Consider the following 19,124-nt stretch of genomic DNA (forward strand, 5'->3'; position numbering starts at 1 on the left):
GCGCTCCCACCCACGAGGGGGTGGGAGCGCCGGATCCTCGATCAGAGGGTGTAGCCCTGCGCGGGCAGGCCGTTCTGGCTGATGATCCGGGACAGCGCGACCGCACTCTCCTTCACCGTGCGCCGCTGCGTCTCGAAGTCGACGTGCACGATCCCGAACCGCTGCGAGTACCCGGCCGCCCACTCGAAGTTGTCGAGCAGCGACCACGCGAGGTAGCCGCGCACGTCGGCGCCCTGCTCGATCGCCTGGTGGACCGCACGGACGTGGTCCAGCAGGTACCTCGTCCGCTCGGTGTCGGTGACGCGGCCCATCTCGTCGACCGTGTCGGGGAACGCGGACCCGTTCTCCGTGACCACCAGCGGGATGTCGCCGGTGTCGCGGGACAGCCGGACCAGCAGCTCGGTGAACGCGCCCGCGTTCTGCTCCCAGCCGAACCCGGTCACCTCGCCCTGCGGCGGCTCCAGCGTCACGCCGCGCAGCCCGGCGTGCGGACCGGCGGGCACGTGGTCCGGGTCGGCGGGAGCGACGCGGGTCGGGCTGTAGTAGTTGACGCCGATCCAGTCGACCGGGGTCGCGATGGTCTCCATGTCGCCGTCGCGCACCACGTTCGTCCAGTCGCCCAGCCACGACGTGTCCTGCAGGACGTCGATCGGGTAGCCGCGGCCGCACACCGGGTCGAGCAGGATGCGGTTCTGCAGGCCGTCGACCTTGCGGACCGCTTCGGCGTCGTCGCCCAGGATCGTGCTGAAGTTCAGCACGATCGACAGCCGGTGCGACTCGGGGGCCTGCGCGCGCAACGCCTGCGTGGCAAGGCCGTGGGCCAGCAGCAGGTGGTGCGCCGCCTCCAGCGACGCCACCGGGTCGGCGATGCCGGGGGCGTGGATGCCGTTGCCGTAGCCCAGGAACGCCGACACCCACGGCTCGTTCAGCGTGGTCCACGCCTGCACCCGGTCGCCCAGCCGGTCTTGCACGATCGTGGCGTACTCGGCGAAGCGGTACGCCGTGTCGCGGTTGCGCCAGCCGCCGAAGTCCTCCAGGACCTGCGGCAGGTCCCAGTGGTAGAGGGTGACCATCGGCTGGATGTCCTTCTCCAGCAACGAGTCCACGAGCCGGTCGTAGAACGCGAGCCCGCGCTCCTCCACCGGGCCGCTGCCGGTGGGCTGGATCCGGGGCCACGCGACCGAGAACCGGTACGCCGCCAGGCCGAGCGAGGACATCAGCTCGACGTCGGAGGCGTACCTGGTGTAGTGGTCGCACGCGGGGTCACCGGTGTCGCCCGCCAGGACCTTGCCGGGTGTCGCGGCGAACGTGTCCCAGATCGAGGCGCCACGTCCGTCCACAGTGGTCGAACCCTCGATCTGGAACGCCGCGGTGGCCGCGCCCCAGAGGAAGTCCGGCGGGAAGGTCAGCACCTCCCGTCCGACCTCGACGTCCGAGTCGGTCGTCATCCTCATCCCTTCACGGCGCCCTGCATGATGCCGCCCACGATCTGGCGGGACAGCAGGACGAAGATCGCGATCACCGGCAGCACCGCGATGGAGGCGCCGGCGAGCATCAGCGAGTAGTCGGTGTAGTAGCCGCTGGCCAGCGTCGAGAGCGCGACCTGGACCGTCGGGCTGTCGTTGGGGTCCAGCACGATCAGCGGCCAGAAGAAGTCGTTCCACGCGGTCATGAACGTGAACATGCCCAGCACCGCCGCCTGCGGGCGCACCGCCGGGAACCCGACGTGCCAGAACGTCCGCAGCACCGAGCACCCGTCGACGCGCGCCGCCTCGATCAGCTCGTACGGCACGGTCTCCTCGCACGCCTGGCGCATCCAGAACACCGCGAACGAGCCGATCAGCACCGGCACGATGACCGCCTGCAGGGTGCCGTACCAGTCGAGGTCCGACATCAGCATGTACAGCGGGATCACGCCGAGCTGCGTCGGCACCATCGCGGTGCCCAGCACGACGAGGAACAGCGTGTCGCGGCCCTTGAACCGCAGCCGCGCGAACGCGAACCCGGCCAGCGTGCCCAGCACGACGTTGGAGATCGCCACGCTCGACGCCACGATGAACGAGTTCTGCATGGCGAGCCAGAAGTCGACGGTGTCGAAGACGCGGGTGATGTTCTCGACCAGGTTGCCGCCGGGGACCAGCGGCGGCGTCTTCTCGCCGAGGACGGAGTTGTCCTTCGACGCCACGATGAACGAGTAGTACAGCGGGAAGATCGACGCGGCGAGCACGGCGACCAGGAACCCGTAGAGCAGCGGTCCTGCCTTCGCGTTCTTCATGCGATCACTCCTTGCCCGCGATGCGCCGCGTCAGCGTGAAGTTGACGATCGCGACCAGCAGGACGACCACGAACAGCATCCACGCGACGGTGGCCGCGTACCCGGCGTCGAACAACCGGAAGCCCTTCTCGTACATGTAGAGCACCAGCGTCTGGAACTGCCGGTCGGAGCCGCCCGTCGAGTTGTTCGCGGCGAACCCGGGGTCGAACAGCGCGGGCTCGGCGAACAGCTGCAGGCCGCCGATCGTCGAGGTGACGACGGTGAAGAGGATCGTCGGGCGGATCGACGGCACGGTGATCGACCAGAACATGCGCCAGCGCGACGCACCGTCCAAAGTGGCCGACTCGTACATGTCCTTGGGCACCGACTGCATGGCCGCCAGGTACAGCAGCGCGTTGTAACCGGTCCAGCGCCACATGACCATCGTGGACACCGCGAGGTGCGAGGCCCACGTCTCGGCGCGCCAGTCGATCGGGTCGACGCCGACGAAGCCGAGCAGGAAGTTCACGATGCCGAAGTCGCGGCCGAAGAACTGCGCGAACACCAGCGCCACCGCGGCGACCGAGATGACGTTGGGCAGCAGCACACCGGCCCGCCAGAAGGCGCTGCCGCGCAGGCCCCGGTCGAGCAGCGCGGCGAGCCCGAGCGCCGCGAGCAGCTGCGGCACCGTCGAGAGCACGAACAGGCTGAGCGTGTTGAACAGCGCGTTCCAGAAGTTGGCGTCACCGAACAGCCGCACGTAGTTCTCGAGGCCGACGAAACCCTGGTCGCCGTCGATGAGCTGCCAGTCGTGCAGCGACACCCACGCCGTGTACACGAGCGGGTAGAGCCCGAAGATCCCGAACACCAGGAAGAATGGGGCGATGACCAGGTACGGCGTGTACTTGGCGTCCCAGTGGCTCAGCTTGAAGCGCTTCGGTTCCTTGGAAGACGAGACCGAGACGGCCGAAGCCGTCTCGGTCTCCTGACGCGTCACCGTCACTTGGCGGCGTCCTGTGCTTCCTTCAGCGCCTGCGTCCACGCGTCAGCCGCCGACTGCTTGCCCTGCTCGACACGGGTGAGCGCGGTGCCGAACACGGGTCCGACCTTCGAGTCCTTCGTGCCGCGGTAGGTCGGCTTCAGCGACTCCGCGGAGGTCGCGAAGATCTGGCCGACGGGAGCGTTGTTGAAGTAGTCGTTGACCGTGGCCTGGACCTCGGCGTCCTGGTAGACCTTCGGCTGGCTGGGCAGGTTGCCGGTCTCCTTGAAGATCCGCTTCTGCTGCTCGGGGGCGGTCAGCCACTTGGCCAGCTCGTACGCCTCCTTGGGGTGCTTGCCCTGCTTCGGGACCGCGAGGAACGAGCCACCCCAGTTGCCGCCGCCACCGGGCGCGGTCGTCACGTCCCACTTCCCGGCCGCCGCGTCACCGGCACCCGCCTTGATCAGCGCGAGCGCCCAGGCCGGGCAGGTGGTGGTGGCGAACGAGCCCTGCTTCAGCGCGACGTTCCAGTCCTGGCTGAACGGTTCGAGCGCACCGGTCTGCTGCTTGGCGCCGATGGCCGCCGCGGTCTCGAAGGCCGTCTTGACCTTGGCGTTCGACTCCGCGATGTAGGAGTCGTCCTTCGCCGAGAAGTAGCCCTCCTCGGTCTGGTCGAGGATCGCCTTGTAGACGTTGCGGCCGGTGTCGACGAACTTCACGTTCGGCGTCTTGGCGGTGAACTGGTCGGCGACCTTGGCGTAGTCCTCCCAGGTCGGCCACAGCTTCGCGACCTCGGTGCGGTCCGTCGGCAGGCCGGCGGCCTCGAACAGGTCGCGGCGGTAGCAGAGGCCGAGGCTGCCCATGTCGGTGCCGAGGCCGAGCACGAACTCACCGCCGTCGGCGGTGCCCTGGTTCCACTTCCACTCGGCCCACTGGTCCTTGAGGTCCTTCGCCCCGTACTCGGCGAGGTTCACGAACTTGTCCTTGGAGGCGCGGAACTGGGAGATCACGCCCTCCTCGAGGGCGACGATGTCCGCGGCACCACGACCACCCGCGAGCTGGGTCGCGAGCTGCGTGTTGTGCTGCTCCATCTTGACCTTGCGCTGCTCGATCTTGATGTTCGAGTGCGAGGCCATGTACTCCTCGATGAGCTTGTCGTACCCGAAGTCGGAGAAGAGGCCCAGGGACAGCTCGATCTTGCCGTCGGCCTCGGAACTTCCGCCGCAGCCGGCGGCCAGAACCATCACGAGGGTCGCAGCCACGCTGCCGACCAGCCTTCTGCTCATCCGTTCCGTCCTCCTCGACGACGCCGGTGTGGCGCAGCTAACCTTGGTGAGAGCGCTCTCACACTCGACTGGCGAGGCGCGGGTGTCAAGCGGTCGACATCGTTCCGTAACTTTGTGGAGACAGGCAACAAAAACCTGCGCGCATTCCGGTGAACGTCCCGCGGGGAACGGCGAGCGGGATCTGAACCGGTGAAGGGGGACGACCGGGCCCTCGCTCCGGTCGTCCCCACCCCAGGTAGAGGGGCTCGCGCCCGAAAAGTGACGCGCGCTCCCGAACTTTCCCGGCTTTCTTCCGCCACGCGGGGGCCCCACGTTGCCCAGAAGGAAACGTAGGGCCCCCGCGTGACCTGAAGAGCGTCGGCATGGTTCCGGGATGCGAAAAAAGTGGAGGTCCGGTGCCCCCACATCACCGGACCTCCACCGATCCCCCCGGCCGTGCGGCCCCCTGCCGCACGGCCGACCCGCCTGGCCCACACCCCCGACAGCGGGGCCGGGCGGGTGTCCTCCCCTACGCCTCCGCCATCCCCGCGACCACGGAGCTCCGCGCCGCCCGGCGGGCCGGCAGCACCGCCGCGAGCACCGCCGCGGTCACCGCCAGCGCGAGCATCCCGCCGATCTGCCCGAACGGGATGGAGAAGCTGACCTGGAGCTCGGGGCTCGACATCGCCTCGACCAGCAGCCAGCCGAACCCGGCGCCGAGCAGGACGCCGACGACCGCGCCGATGAGCGCCATCAGGATCGACTCGACGACCAGCATCTGCCGCAGCTGGCCCCTGGTCAGGCCCAGCGCCCGCAGCAGGGCGGACTCGCGGGTGCGTTCCAGCACCGACAGCGTCAGCGTGTTCGCGATGCCGAACAGGGCGATGACCAGCGCGAGCCCGACGAGGGCCCAGATGAACAGCAGGATCTGGTCGATCTGCCCGTTCAGCTCGGCCTTGACCTCCGCCGCGGAGTCCAGCACCGCGACCGGCGAGGACGCGATGGCCCGTTCCAGGTCGGCGCGCGCCGTGCCCAGGTCGGTGCCGGGCGCGAGCTTGACCAGCATCGTCTGGTAGCCGTTCAGCGGCTCCTTCGAGATCGCTTCGGCGGCGGGCAGCGTCACGATCCCGGCGCCGTAGCTGTTGTCGTTGATCAGCGCGACGATCGTGAAGTCCTTGCCGCTGATCGGGACGGTCGCGCCGAGGGTCAGACCCGCCTCCTTGGCGTCCTTCTCCCGCAGGGCGATCTGGTCGTCCTTCAGGCCGGTCAGCGTGCCCGCGGCGACCGGGGGCCGCACCAGGGAGCCGATCACGTCCGACGGGTAGCCGACGACGTCGGCGTACCGCAGCTTCGGCGACTCGCCCCAGGCCGAGACCTCGGGCGCGACCTTCTCGACGCCACGCACCTGCGCGATCTCGTCGACGAACTTCTTCGGCAGCGGCTGGCTGTAGACGTTGGACGAGATCTGGTAGTCGGTCGGGAACCGGTCGTCGACCTTCTTGGAGATCGTCTCGCGGCCACTGCCCGCCACCACGGTCACCATCGCGACGATGGTCACGCCGATCATCAGCGCCGCCGTCGTCGCGGCCGTGCGCTTGGGGTTGCGGCCGGCGTTGGCCGACGCGAGCTTCGCCGGGACACCGCGCAGCACCGTCCCGAAAAGGCGGTTCACCAGCGGCACGTACAGCGGGCCGAGGAGCAGGGCCGCGAGCAGCAGCACCATCGCGCCACCGCCGGTCAGCGCCATGGAGGCCATCTCGTCCTCCTGCCGCACACCGATGGCGACGACGCCGGCGCCGGCCAGCGCGACCAGTGCGGCGACCGCGATCCGGATCTTGCCGGTGCGGGCGACGTCGTCGGCGCTGTCGGGCTGCGAGCGCAGGGCCGCGACCGGCGCGACCTTCGTGGCGCGACGGGCGGGCAGCACCGCCGACAGCACGGTCACCACCACGCCGACGCCGAACCCGGCGACGACCGTCAGCCACGACAGCGGCAGGCGGATCGGCGCGTCGTCGCCCGCCATGCCGCCGACCGTGCCGACGAGCGCCTGCAGACCGGCCGAGACGCCGAGCCCGCCGAGGATGCCGAGGACGGACGCCACGAGACCCATGAAGACCGCTTCGGCGAGCACGCTGCGGAACACCTGGCCCCGTTCCGCGCCGACGCAGCGCAGCAGCGCGAGCTCCTTCGTGCGCTGGGCGACGAGGATCGTGAAGGTGTTGTAGATGACCATGCCCGCGACGACCAGCGAGATGGCGGCGAACGCGAGCAGGAACGTCCTGATCTCCGTGGCGGCGTCGCCGACCTGCGCCAGCGTCTCCTGGGCCAGCTGCTCACCGGTCTGCACCCGGTAGCCGGTGCCGATGGCCTTGGTGATGTTGTCGACGAGCTGCTGCTGCGACACACCGGGTGCCGCGGCGGCGACGATCTCGTAGACCCGCCGGTCCGGGATCAACGCGCTCAGGCCGTCCGGCGAGAGCACCACGTGGTCGCTACCGGACATCGACAACTTGCTCGTGCCCTGCTGGTAGGTGCCGACGATGGTGTAGACGTGCTCGGCGTTGTCCGCGTCGAGCAGCTTGAGGTCGTCACCGATCTTGAGCTTGGCGACCTGGGCGGTCTTGACGTCGATCGCGGCCTCGTCCGCCTTGGCGGGGAACTTGCCGTCCTTGAGGTCGAAGTCGCGCAGCTTCTCGGTCGTGGGCAGCGGCTGGGCCAGTGCGTTGCGCGCCTTGCCGTCGCCACCGAGCAGCGCGGTGCTGCCCATCGAACGCGAGTCGGCGCCCTCGACGCCCGGCGTGTCGCGGATCTTCCGCAGCACCTCGGCGGGGATGCCGTCCTGGTCGGGGCCGTGCTCCGCCAGGTGCACGGCCGCGTCGACGTTGCGCGCGTTGCGGGCGAAGTTGTCCCTGGTCTGCGCTTCGAGCGCGTCGCCGAGCACGAGGGTGCCCGTCACGAACGCGACGCCGAGCGCGATGGCGACGCTGGACAGCACCAGTCGCGCCGTGCGGGCCCGCAGGCCCGCCAGGATGGTCTTCAGCATTACCTCACGCCCCCAGGTGCGTGAGAGCGTTGACGACGGACTCGGTGGTGGGCTGGTGGATCTCTCCTGCCAGGCGGCCGTCGGCGAGCAGCACCACGCGGTCCGCGTAGCTCGCGGCCACCGGGTCGTGCGTCACCATGATCACGGTCTGGCCCAGCTTGCGCACCGACATGCGCAGGAAGTCGAGGACCTCGGCACCGCTGCGGGAGTCCAGGTTGCCGGTCGGCTCGTCGGCGAAGATGACCTCGGGACGGGCGACGAGCGCACGGGCGCAGGCCACGCGCTGCTGCTGGCCACCGGACAGCTCGGTCGGGCGGTGGGTGAGGCGGTCGCGCAGGCCCAGCACGTCGACGATCGTGTCGAACCACTGCTTGTCGGGCTTGCGGCCGGCGAGCTCGAGGCCCAGCAGGATGTTCTGCTCCGCGGTCAGCGTCGGCAGCAGGTTGAACGCCTGGAACACGAAGCCGACGCGGTCGCGGCGCAGCTTGGTGAGGTCCTTGTCGCTGAGCTTCGTGATCTCGGTCCGTCCGATGTGGATGGACCCGCCGTCGACCGTGTCGAGACCCGCGAGGCAGTGCATCAACGTGGACTTGCCGGAGCCGGACGGGCCCATGATGGCGGTGAAGCGACCGGCCTGGAAGGCGACGTCGATGCCGTCGAGCGCCCGCACGGCGGTGTCACCCTTGCCGTAGACCTTCACCAGGTTGTGGGCCGCCGCGGCGGTAGTGCCGACAGCACTCACATCGGACACCGGTGCAGACATGTCTCTTGCCTTCCTCGCAGGGGGAGTTCGTCGTCGAGGAAGAAGCTATGAGCAGCCCGAGTGCGCGGTCATCAACTCCGCGACGCGTTGGGCATCAGCCTGAGGTATGACAACGGGGCCTACTCCAGCAGACCCCGGTCGTACGCGATGGCCACGGCCTCCGCGCGCCGCGACGCCCCCAGCTTGGCCATGATCCGGGAGAGGTGCACGGAAACGGTCTTCTCGCTGATGTAGAGCTCCTCGCCGACCTCGCGGTTCGTCCGCCCTGAGGCCACCAGCGCGAGCACGTCGCGTTCACGCGGGGTGAAGAGGTCGACCTGGTCACGGACCGGTTCGTCCGCCCTGAGGGTGATGCGGGCCCGCTTGGCGCACGCCGCCACGGCCTCGGCGAGCGGACCGGCCTTGAGCCCGGCCGCCACCTCGTCCGCCTGGCGCAGCTGGGCCGCGGCCTCGTCCCGTCGTTCGGCCGCGAGCAACGCCTCCGCGTACCGCCACCGGCACAGCGCCTGCTCGTAGACGAGGCCGTAGCCGAACCCGTCGACCGCCGCCCGCCACAGCTCCGGGTCGCCCGCGCCGGTCAGCCTCGACTCCTCGGCGAGCGCGCGGGCGAGCCACGCCCTGCCCTCCGGTCCGAGCGACCCGGTGCGCGGGACACCGTTGCGGGCGGTGAGCCTGACGTGCTCGGCCAGCTCGCGGCCCGCCTCGACGGCGTCCGACTCGGCTCGCGCGTCCCGTCTGCGGCGCGCCTTGGCCGCGAGGTCCGCGTACCCGGCGACACCGGTCGCGCCGATCCGGATGTCCGCGAGCACCCACGGCCCGCCGAGCTCGCGCGTCCACTCCAGCGCGTCGGCGACCCGTTCGACGGCCAGCTCCGGACGGCCGCGCCACAGCGCCAGCTCACCCCCGGTGCCGCCGGTGATCACCGCGATCTGGATGTCGCGGTGCCAGTCGCCGCGCAGCTTGGTGATCGTCCGCTCCGCCCCGGCCAGGTCGCCGCGCGAGACCGTGAGGTGCGTGCCCGCGGCGGCCAGGCGTGCCGACACCGTCGACGACACGGGCATGCCGGGCGGTTCGCTCGCCCACTCCGCGTAGTCCCAGTCGCCGAGGTAGTAGTGCACGAGGACCTGGAGGATGCGGATCTCCGTGCCGTAGGTGCTCCAGGTCAGGCCGGTCTCCTGGGCGCGGTCACCCGCCTGCTTGTAGACGCGGGCCGCTTCGGCGAGCTCACCCGAGTCGTAGTACATCAGGCCGAAGTAGTACCAGGCCCGCAGCTCCGTGTTGACCGCGCCGAGCTCCCGCGCACTTTCGATCGCCCGCTCGAAGTGCACCCGCGCCTCGGCGTGCCGGTCCGCGTGGTCGTCGAGAATGCCGAGCGTCCCCAGCGCGTCCGCGACGGCACCGGGCGCCTTCGCCTCCTCGCCGTCCGCGATGGCCTTCTCCGCGAACTCCCTGGCCTCCGCGTACTTCCTCTGCTGACGCAGCAACGCGGCCATGCCACCCAGCACGCGCGCACGAGTGGCACTCGCGGGCCTGTCGCGCATCAGCTCCCACGCGCCGGTCATCACCTCGTCGTGCTCCTGGTCGTTGCCGTCGAGCGTCGACAACGCCTGCGACAACCGCAGCAACACCTCCGCGGCGTCCTCCGGAGTCTGCCCGTCGAGCGCTTTCCTCGCACTGCGCCCGAACGCGACAGCCCGTTCCGGCTGCCCCGCCGTGCCCGCGACCCACGACGCCCGCCGCAGCAGCACCGACTCGTCCACATCGGACGGACGGTCCGCCGCCGGTACGGCCGTCCACAGGTTGAGCGCCTTTTCCAGGTACCGCAACGACTCGGCGGGCGCCCCGGCCCGTTCCGCCTCTCGTGACGCCTTGATCGAGGCTTGCAACGCCTGCGGCAGGTCGTGGCTCTGGAACGCGTGATGCGCCAACGCTGCGGCGGCACCACGTTCGTCGAGGTGCTGCGCCAGGTGATGCGCGTAGGCGGCGTGCAGCCGCACCCGTTCGCCAGGCAGCAGATCGCCGTAGACGGCCTCCCTGAGAAGTGCGTGCCGGAACGCGTAGACCTCGTCGTCCTCCACGACGAGCAGGTGGTGCTGCACCAACTCACGCAACGCCGTGTCGAACGCGATGTCCGTCATCCCGGCCACTTCCCGCAACCGGTAGTGCCGCACCCTGCGCCCACGGACCGACGCGACCCGTGCGACGTGCTGCGCCTCGGGACTCAACCGTTCGACCCGGCTCAGCAACACGTCCGCGAGCGCCGACGGCAACGTCTGGTTGTCGCGCGTCGCGACCGCGATCAGTTCTTCAGCGAAGAACGCGTTGCCCTCGGACCGTTCCGCGACCTTCCGGACGACGTCCTTCGGCAGATCGTCCGACAACGCCTCGACGAACCTGCGCGCGTCCGAGGCGTTGAACGGCGTGAGATCGAGCCTGTCGACGGCGGGCAACCGGAACAGCTCGGACAGCAAGGGCCGCAACGGATGGCTGCGATGCAGATCGTCCGCGCGGTACGTGCAGACGACGAGCAACCGCTGAGAACGCAAGCGCGACAACAGGAACGACAGCAGATAGCGCGTCGAGGCGTCCGCCCAGTGCAAGTCCTCGACGACGAGCAACACCCGCTGCCGCTCGGAAAGATCAGCCAGCAACCCGAGCACCGCGTCGAACAACTGGAGCTGCCCCACGTCCTGCTCGGGCCTGCGCCCGGGAAGGAGACTCGGCGCGATCATGCTCTCCGTGCCGGGCTCCCGTTCGGCGGGCAACGCGAGCTTGGGCAACAACATCGCGAGCGCCGGCCTGCCTGCCGTGTCCGTGAGCGCGCTCAACGCCTCCGCGAACGGCAGGTACGGCAACCCGGTCTCCCCGGCGTCCAGACACCGTCCCGACAGGACGAGCGTGTCCTCCGCACCGGCCGCCAACTCGTCGACCAGCCGCGTCTTGCCGACCCCCGCGTCCCCCGCGACGAGCACTGCCCCGGCCACACCCTCCCCGGCCTGCGCCAACGCGGCACGCAACCGGCCCAGCTCGCGGTCGCGCGCGACCAACGGGATACCCGAACCGAGACGCGCCACGAGAGGCATGCTCGCACACGTCATGCGCCCGCGCCCTCGTGTTTCCGGGAGGTGCGGTGGATCACCCTCTTGATCCACGACGGGCCGGTGAGGCGCTGGGAGCGTGAGGGCTGGGAGTTCGAGCGCTGCCAGTTGCAGCGGGCGGTGCGGTGCCGGTAGTCGATCTCCGCCTTGAGCGCTTCGGGGGTCCATTCGGTCATGGAGGGGAGGGTGGTGCTGAGGGGTGGGGCGGCGGATCGGGTGATCAGGTGGGATTCGCGGGTGAGGGCCTTACGGACGGCGGGGTCGTGCGGCGCGGGTTGCGGCGAGCTCTCGCTTCGAGGTCATGCGTGTTCTCCGAATGAGCGCACCTTCTCACCCGAGCCCTTCTCCCACCACCGCGAGCCCTCTCCGGCCAAGCCCTCAAGCCGAAGAACGACCCGTCACCCCACCGACACCCGGCTCCGAGCCAGTCGCGCCCGCACCCCGTCCGCCTCCGGAGCCCCCAGCTCCGAGAACAGGGCCAAAGCCCGCTGCCAGTGAGCAGCGGCCCCGGCCGCCCCCAGCTCCTCGAACACGGCAGCCAGCCGATCGTGAGCCAAAGCCTGGTGATAGGGCGAAACGGCGTCGGAAGCCACCGCCAGAGCCGTCCGGGCGGCCCCCAGAGCGCCCTCCGCGTCCCCTGTGGCGAGCAGGGCGGTGGACATGTCCACGTGGCAAGCGGCCTCGCCGCACTGCTCGCCGACCTCGTGGTACATCCGCAGCGCCACCCGCAGCCAGGGCATGGCGTCGTCGAACCGCTGGGTCGCCAGGTAGAGGAGGCCGAGGTGGTGGTGGGCGTTGGCCTCCGCCCACTTCGAGCCGGCGATGCGGGAGATCTCCATCGCCTCGCGGTAGTGGGCCTCGGACTCCTCGGTGCGGCCCAGGTCCAGCAGGGTGCCGGCGACGGTGGTCAGGGCGCGGGCCTGCTGGTGCACGTCCTCCTTGCGGCGGGCCACTTCCAGGGCTCCTCGCTGGGCTTCGAGGGCTTCCTCGAAGCGTTCGAACTGCAGGAGGGCCACGCCGAGGTTGAACTGCATGACGAAGCGGGCGTCGTCGTCGTTGAGTGCTATCGCGGCTTGCAGGGCTGCCTCGGTGATGCGCAGCGAGGTCTCGCGTTCGGTGCGGAGCCAGAGGTAGCGGGAGAGGGTGTACGGGAGTTGCCACGCGTGGACGTGCCAGCCGGAGGACGCGGCGTGTTCGGTGGCGGCGATCAGGTTGGCGCGTTCGGCGTCGAACCACGCCATCGCGTCGGCGGCGCCGGTGAGGGGTGGTACGTGGGTGGGGCGGTGTTCGGGTGCCACGAGGACGCTGCCGCGGTTGATGGGCAGAAGGCCGTCCGCCAGGTCCGCGCAGTGCAGGTAGTAGTCGAGCATGCGGGCCGTGGCGGCGTCGCGTTCCGGTTCGGACAGCTCGCCCGCCAGGGTTTTCGTGTAGACGCGGACGAGGTCGTGGGCGACGTGCCTGCCCTGTTCGCTGACGGACAGGAGGTTGGCGGCGGTCAGTGCGTCGAGGGCGCGTTGTGCTTCCACCAGGGAGATGTCGCCCATCGCGGCCACGACGTGGGGGGTCAGGTCCGCGCCGGGGTGCAGGCCCACGATCGCGAGCAGCCGGGCCGGTAACGGCGGCAGGGCTCTGCGGGACGCGTCCAGCGCGGCTCGCACGGTGCCCTCGCCGTCCTCCAGGCCCAGCGCGACCAGCCTGCCGTGTTCGTCCTGGAGCTCCTCGACCAGCTCGGCGACGGCGAGCTTCGGGGAGACGGCGAGGCGGGCCGCGGCTATGCGCAGTGCCAGCGGGAGGCCGTCGCACAGCTCCGCCAGCTGGCGGAGGGCTTCCGCCTCGATGTCCTGCCTGCCCGCTATGCGGCCGAGCACGTCGACGGCGGCGTCCGGGGTGAGCATGTCGAGCTCGATCAGCTTCGCCTCGACCTGGGCGACGAGGCCCGCGAGGCGGCGGCGCGAGGTCACCACCACGCACGACGGCGCGCCGGGCAGCAGCGGCAGCAGGTCGGCGGAGCCGCGGACGTTGTCGAGCATCACGAGCATGCGGCGGTCGGCCAGCAGGGTGCGCAGCAGGGCCGAACGCTCGTCCACCGAGACGGGGGTGTCCGCGGCCGGGACGCCCAGGGCGCGCAGGAACCGGTTGAGCACCTCACCGATCTCCAGCGGCTCCCGGTTGGGGTCGTAGCCGTGGACGTCGACGTAGAGCTGGCCGTCCGGGAACTCCTCGCGCACCCGGTGAGCCCAGTGCAGCGCGAGCGCGGTCTTGCCGACGCCCGCCGGGCCCGTCACGAGCAGCACCGGGCCGTCGTGGTCGCGCAGCACGCCGTCCATCGCCGCCAGCTCGGCGTCCCTGCCGACCAGTGCGACCGGTGCGCGCGGCAGCTGGGCGGGGACCGTCACCGGTGCGGGCTCCGGCGGCTGGGCCTTGACCGGGGCGCGTTCCGGTTCGGGACTCTCCCCGGCCAGCACGGCCTGGTGCACGCGGCGCAGCTCGGGACCCGGTTCGACGCCGAGCTCCTCGATCAGCACGCGGCGGGCCTCCCGGTACGCCGCCAGCGCCTCGGCTTGGCGGCCCGCCTGGACGAGCGCGCGCATCAGCAGGCCGTGGCCGCGCTCCCGCAGCGGGTGCTCGGCGACCATCGTGCCGAGCTGCGAGACCAGCTCGGGTCCCTGGCCGATCGCGAGGCCCAGCTCGGCGCGTTCCTCCAGGACGGCGAGGCGGCGTTCCACCAGACGGCCGCGTTCGACGTCGGCGAAGAGACCGGAGACACCGCCCAGCGGTTCCGCGCGGAACAACGCCAGCGCGTCGTCCAGCTCCACCGCGGCTCCGGCCAGGTCACCGGTGGCGCGCAGGCGGTTCGCGAGGAGCACCTGACGTTCGAAGACGTCGAGGTCGAGCGCGCCGGGCTCGACGCGCATCAGGTAGCCGTCGCCGACGGACGTCAGCAGCTCGGCCGGCGCGCGGCGGGCGCGGTCCGGTTCGAGCGCCCGGCGCAGGCCCGCGACATAGGTCTGGACCAAATTCACGGCGCTGGAGGGCGGGTTGTCACCCCAGACGGCCTCGATGATCTGGCCCCTGCTCACCGGGGTGCCGCGGGCCAGCAGCAGGACCGCGAGCACGGCGCGCTGTTTCGCCGCACCCAGATCAACGTCCTGACCTGCGCGAACGGCTCGGAGGAGGCCGAGAACCTCGTACCTGAGGGCTTCCTCGCCGTGCGTCACCGATGTGTCCCCCGCCTGGTGGCCACCTGGAGCTTGAAGATCACTTCAGTCGGGCTCCAGTCGTGCTGTAGAAGGCATTCTTACGCTTAGCGTGTCCAACCAACCACAGACGGCGAGATCAACGGAAACCGGGGATCCGCCAGTCGGTGCGGGTTGGACCGGACAGCGGAACACCCGCTGCTCCCCATGATCGACGTGGGCCGGCCGGCGTGCAAGGGGCATCCAGCCCGCGGCGGCGGAACGCCGGCCGGCCCACGTCCCCCTTCGGAAAACATGAGAACGCCCCGGCTGGATCATCCAGCCGGGGCGTCGTTCTGCACCTGTCGATCAGCTGACGAAAGAGCCCGCCTTCGCGGCGGCGAGGAAGGTCTCCCACCCTCCGTCGCCGAACCTCAGCCGGGCGCCGTCCACGTTCTTGCTGTCACGAACGGCCGCACCGCACCCGACGAGCGCGATCTCCACGCAGTCGGGTCCACTGGCGGACGAACGGCTGCTCTTGCGCCAACGCAAGCTTTCCACTCTGTGCTCACTCCTGGTCTCGACTCACGTGAGAGTGCGAGCGACTTCGGTGATCAGGGACGCAGATGCCGCCGACGAAAGGGCGGACTTCACCAGACGCTCGAACACCTCGGCGTACCAACTGACGTCTCCCGGCTGCTCCAGGTAGACGCCGCTTCTAGTGCTCTCGATGTACACCACGTCGGGGTCGAGCTGCTCGGGAAAGCTCAGGATGACGAACGGCCCGTCCATCGCAGCGTAACCACCGGCGCTGAACGGCACGACCTGCACCGTGACGTTCGGCAACGCACCCATCTGGAGCAGACGCGCCATCTGCGCGCGCATCACCTCCGCGCCGCCGACGAGCCTGCGCAGGGCCGCCTCGTCGATCACGACGTGCAGGCGCAGCGGGTCGTCCTCGCTCAGCAGGGCCTGCCGGGCCTTCCGCAACCGGACGCGCCGGTCGATCTCCGCGGGGCTCGCGTCCGGGAGCACCTCGGAGATCAACGACCTCGTGTACGCCTCGCACTGCAGCAGACCGGGGATCATCAGGCCCTGGTAGGTCCTGATCGAGTCCGCGTCGGCCTCGTACCCCACGTAACGACCGGGCACGATGTCGCCGAACTCGTCCCACCACGCCTTGCGGCGGGCCTCCCTGGCCAGCTGGACCAGTTCTTCCAGGGTGGCGAGGTCCGCCCCATAGACGGTGAGCATGTCCCGCACGTCGCGCGGGCTCACCCCCACCCGGCCCGTCTCGATGCGGCTGATCTTGGACGCGGAGCACTCCAGCCGCTCTCCGACCTCCTCGATCGTCAGCTCGGCCGCCTCGCGCAGGCGCCGCAGCTCGCTCACGAGCCGCCGCTTGCGCACGGTCGGGCTGCTTCCCCGCATGACACCTCCCGGGTGACACCACACCTCTGGTCGCCCTCAAGTTTGAGAGCAAAGGAGCCGGCCGCAAAGGGACGTCATCCATTCGTGTACTGCAACTTGCAGTCCGCACGGCTGGGAGGACAGGCTGCATGGGTTGCTCACGCAAGGACTGGAGCTCTGAGCCTGATGGCCGTCACGGTGTTCAGCCAACTGGACAAGTCGCTGCACTCCCACCTGGCCACGCTCACCGAACTCGCCCGGCGCGGCGACGACCAGACCGCACTCGTGCTCGCCAGGGTTGAGCTGCCGAGGGTGGTCGCGGTGGTCAAGGCGCTGTTGGACGAGCACCAGCCCGACGAGCACGGACGGTGCGCGACCTGCCGGCGAGGCTGGTTGTCGCGCCGCACACCCGCGCCGTGCCGCGCGTACCTCTCGGCGCAGCTGGTCCTGACCGTGGTGGGTCAGGAGCCTTCGCACGGCAAGCACCTGCGCCCGGTGGGCTGAACCTCCGCACCACGGCACAGCTCCTCGCGGTCCGTCACGACCTGGGCCGGCTCCGCACCCCCCGACCGGAGCCGGCCCTCCCGCGTCATCACGTGCCGTGACGACAAACGGCGAAGATCAACACGGTTGGCTGAAACATCTGTCACAGCACCGTTTCCGCGGTCATCATGGTGGCGACGCGGACCTGATCCCGCCCTCGATGCCTGTGCCGACACGGAGGTGCCCCCGTGCCGACCCCGCATGACCGCGCCGACGCGCTCGAAGCCGTCCGGCCGCGCAGGATGCTGCCCTTAGAGCGCCTCTAGAGCGCTTCCGGCTCACTCCCTCCCCACCGCCCTGTGCCACGTGCCGCACAGGGCCATGCCGTCATCCCAGGAAAGGGACTCCGCCGTGAACCACCTCCACAGGTCCAACGCCGCCGACCACACCCCGCACGGTCCACCGGTGGTCCTGCGCAACGACCTGCCAGCGAGTCTGGTGCTGTTCCTCATCTCCATCCCGCTGTCGCTGGGCATCGCGCACGCCACCGGCGCCCCGCTGATGGCCGGGATCATCTCCGCGGTCGTCGGCGGCGTCGTCGTGGGCGCGATCAGCGGAGCGCCGCTGCAGATCAGCGGCCCCGGAACCGGGCTCGTGGTGATCGTGGCCGGCCTGGTGGCGCAGTTCGGCTGGGCGGCCACGGCGGCGATCACGCTGGCGGCGGGCGTGGTGCAGCTCGCGCTGGGACTCACCGGGATCAGCAGGCTGGTGCTGTCGCTGTCCCCCGCCGTCGTGCACGGCATGCTGGCGGGCATCGGCGTCTCCATCGCCGTGGGGCAGCTCGTGGTCGTGCTGGGCGGCGCAGCGGCACCGACCGTGCCCGCCAACCTCGCGCTGCTGCCGGACGCCCTGGCCGCGGGCGAGCTCGGCTCGATCGCCGCCGGTGCCGTGGCCATCGCGATCTTGCTGCTGTGGCACCGAGTTCCACGCGTGTCCGTCGTTCCGGCGCCGCTGGTCGCCGTCGCCGCGGCCACGGCGCTGGCGTACTTCCTCCGCGTGGACGTCGCGCGGGTCGACCTGCCGGACAGCCACGCCCTGGTGTTCCCGCAGATGCCGCAGGCCGCGACCGGAACGGTGCTCACGGCCGTCGTGACGGTCGCGCTGGTCGCGAGCATGGAGTCGTTGCTGTCGGCCGTCGCCACGGACAGGCTGCACGACGGGCCGCGCGCCCGGCTGGACCGGGAGCTGGTCGCCCAGGGCACCGGCAACGTCCTCGCGGGAGCGCTCGGCGGGTTCCCGATCAGCGGCGGGCTCGCGCGCAGCTCCACGAACGTCGCCGCGGGCGCGAAGACCCGCTACGCCGCGGTGTTCCAGGGCGCCTGGACCGCGGTGGCGGTGCTGGCGTTCGCCCCGGCCCTCGAACTGATCCCGTTGTCCGCGCTGGCGGGCGTGCTGCTCGTCATCGGGCTCCGGCTCGTGTCGGTCAGCCGGATGCGAACCCTGTGGCAGCACGGCGAGCTCCTCGTCTACGCGGCCACCGCGGGCGGGGTCGTCCTCTTCGGACTCCTGGAGGGCGTGGCCGTCGGGGTCGGGATCGCGCTCGTACGCGCGCTGTACCGGTTGACGCACTGCTCGGTGCGCGTCGAGGGCGACCTGGTCTGCGTGCGGGGGACGCTGGTGTTCCTCGGTGTCGGACGGCTCGTGCGCGAGCTGCGGCGGCTTCCGCTGGGCCGCACCGTCGTGCTGGAGCTGCACATCGACTACCTCGACCACGCCTCGTACGAGGCGATCAACGACTGGCGTGAGGGCTACGAGCGGCTGGGCGGCCGGGTGCGCGTCGACGAGGTGCACGACACCTGGTACGACCGGGCGAGCCGCGGGAAACCGGGACGGTGCAAGACGTTGCCCGGTCCGCTGCCGCGCTGGTTCGCGCCGTGGTCGCACTGGCAGGGCACGCCCGGCGCGGTGACGCTGCCCGCGCAACGGTCCTCCGCCGAGCAGGCCGGTCCCGCGAGCGACCCGATGCTGCTGGGGATGCACGAGTTCGAACGCCGGTCGGCGCCGCTGGTGCGGCCGTTCCTGCAGGAGCTCGCCACGCACGGGCAACGCCCGCGGCAGCTCTTCATCACCTGCGCGGACTCCCGCCTGGTGCCGAACCTGATCACCACGTCCGGTCCTGGCGACCTGTTCTGCGTGCGCAACATCGGCAACCTGGTGCCGATGTCGTCCGCCGACGACAGGTCGGTCGGGGCGGCCGTCGAGTACGCCGTGGAGATCCTCAACGTCAGCACGATCGTCGTGTGCGGGCACTCGGACTGCGGCGCGATGAAGGCGCTCGTGCAGGGGTCCGCCGGGCGCGGCTCGCACCTGCGGTCGTGGCTGCGCAACGCCGACCCGTCGCTGATCCGGTTCCACGCGCCGATGTCGGCCGGCTGCGAGCACCTGCCGGTGACCGACCGCCTCGCGGTCGCGAACGTCGCGCAGCAGCTGGACAACCTGCTCGGCTACCCGTGCGTGCGGGAGGCGGTCACCGCGGGCGCGCTGACGTTGAAGGGCCTGTACTTCGACATCTCGGACGCCCGCGTCTACCTCGTCGACCCCGACCGCAACGGGCTGGAGCCGGTGTCCTCACCGGCCTAGAAGCCCGGAAAAG

The 19,124-nt window shown here is 70.6% G+C and carries 13 protein-coding genes; 2 read left to right on the forward strand and 11 right to left on the reverse strand.

Annotation, left to right across the window (positions count from 1 at the left end):
- Positions 1-41: 41 nt before the first annotated feature.
- From BLT23_RS29415 to BLT23_RS29465, 11 genes are all read right to left on the reverse strand, one after another.
- A complete protein-coding gene (locus tag BLT23_RS29415; protein ID WP_090054735.1) occupies positions 42-1,448 on the reverse strand; it encodes a GH1 family beta-glucosidase in 1,407 nt (468 codons plus the stop codon).
- Between the two features lie 2 nt (positions 1,449-1,450).
- Positions 1,451-2,275, reverse strand: coding sequence for a carbohydrate ABC transporter permease (locus tag BLT23_RS29420; RefSeq protein ID WP_090054737.1), 825 nt, complete (start codon positions 2,273-2,275; stop codon positions 1,451-1,453).
- Between the two features lie 4 nt (positions 2,276-2,279).
- Positions 2,280-3,179 (reverse strand): carbohydrate ABC transporter permease, encoded by a 900-nt coding sequence (locus tag BLT23_RS29425; RefSeq protein WP_245744317.1) that lies wholly within the window; start codon positions 3,177-3,179, stop codon positions 2,280-2,282.
- 74 nt (positions 3,180-3,253) lie between these two features.
- Positions 3,254-4,519 carry an ABC transporter substrate-binding protein gene (locus BLT23_RS29430; RefSeq protein WP_090054740.1) on the reverse strand — a complete coding sequence of 422 codons (1,266 nt, stop codon included), beginning with the start codon at positions 4,517-4,519 and terminating at the stop codon, positions 3,254-3,256.
- A 508-nt stretch (positions 4,520-5,027) separates the two neighbouring features.
- Positions 5,028-7,541 (reverse strand): ABC transporter permease, encoded by a 2,514-nt coding sequence (locus tag BLT23_RS29435; RefSeq protein WP_090054742.1) that lies wholly within the window; start codon positions 7,539-7,541, stop codon positions 5,028-5,030.
- A gap of 4 nt (positions 7,542-7,545) precedes the next feature.
- Positions 7,546-8,304 carry an ABC transporter ATP-binding protein gene (locus BLT23_RS29440; RefSeq protein WP_090054745.1) on the reverse strand — a complete coding sequence of 253 codons (759 nt, stop codon included), beginning with the start codon at positions 8,302-8,304 and terminating at the stop codon, positions 7,546-7,548.
- 119 nt (positions 8,305-8,423) lie between these two features.
- Entirely contained in the window at positions 8,424-11,387 is a 2,964-nt protein-coding gene (locus BLT23_RS29445; protein WP_090054747.1) for a helix-turn-helix transcriptional regulator, read from the reverse strand.
- Between the two features lie 11 nt (positions 11,388-11,398).
- On the reverse strand, positions 11,399-11,578 hold the full coding sequence (locus tag BLT23_RS29450; RefSeq protein WP_090054750.1) for a hypothetical protein: 180 nt from the start codon (positions 11,576-11,578) through the stop codon (positions 11,399-11,401).
- A 222-nt stretch (positions 11,579-11,800) separates the two neighbouring features.
- Positions 11,801-14,620 carry an AfsR/SARP family transcriptional regulator gene (locus BLT23_RS29455; RefSeq protein ID WP_090054753.1) on the reverse strand — a complete coding sequence of 940 codons (2,820 nt, stop codon included), beginning with the start codon at positions 14,618-14,620 and terminating at the stop codon, positions 11,801-11,803.
- A gap of 327 nt (positions 14,621-14,947) precedes the next feature.
- The gene (locus tag BLT23_RS29460; RefSeq protein WP_090054756.1) at positions 14,948-15,139 is read right to left on the reverse strand and encodes a DUF397 domain-containing protein; all 192 of its coding nucleotides are present in this window, start codon (positions 15,137-15,139) and stop codon (positions 14,948-14,950) included.
- Between the two features lie 24 nt (positions 15,140-15,163).
- Positions 15,164-16,009 (reverse strand): helix-turn-helix domain-containing protein, encoded by an 846-nt coding sequence (locus tag BLT23_RS29465; protein ID WP_090054758.1) that lies wholly within the window; start codon positions 16,007-16,009, stop codon positions 15,164-15,166.
- 165 nt (positions 16,010-16,174) lie between these two features.
- Between BLT23_RS29465 and BLT23_RS29470 the strand changes: the two genes are divergently transcribed.
- Positions 16,175-16,492, forward strand: a complete 318-nt coding sequence (locus tag BLT23_RS29470; RefSeq protein WP_090054761.1) for a hypothetical protein — start codon at positions 16,175-16,177, stop codon at positions 16,490-16,492.
- Positions 16,493-16,882: 390 nt separating this feature from the next.
- A complete protein-coding gene (locus BLT23_RS29475) occupies positions 16,883-19,111 on the forward strand; it encodes a SulP family inorganic anion transporter (RefSeq protein ID WP_245744305.1) in 2,229 nt (742 codons plus the stop codon).
- The last annotated feature ends 13 nt before the right edge of the window (positions 19,112-19,124 follow it).

Origin of the sequence: Lentzea fradiae, from assembly GCF_900100955.1 — a bacterium.
GTDB classification, from domain to species: Bacteria; Actinomycetota; Actinomycetes; order Mycobacteriales; family Pseudonocardiaceae; genus Lentzea; species Lentzea fradiae.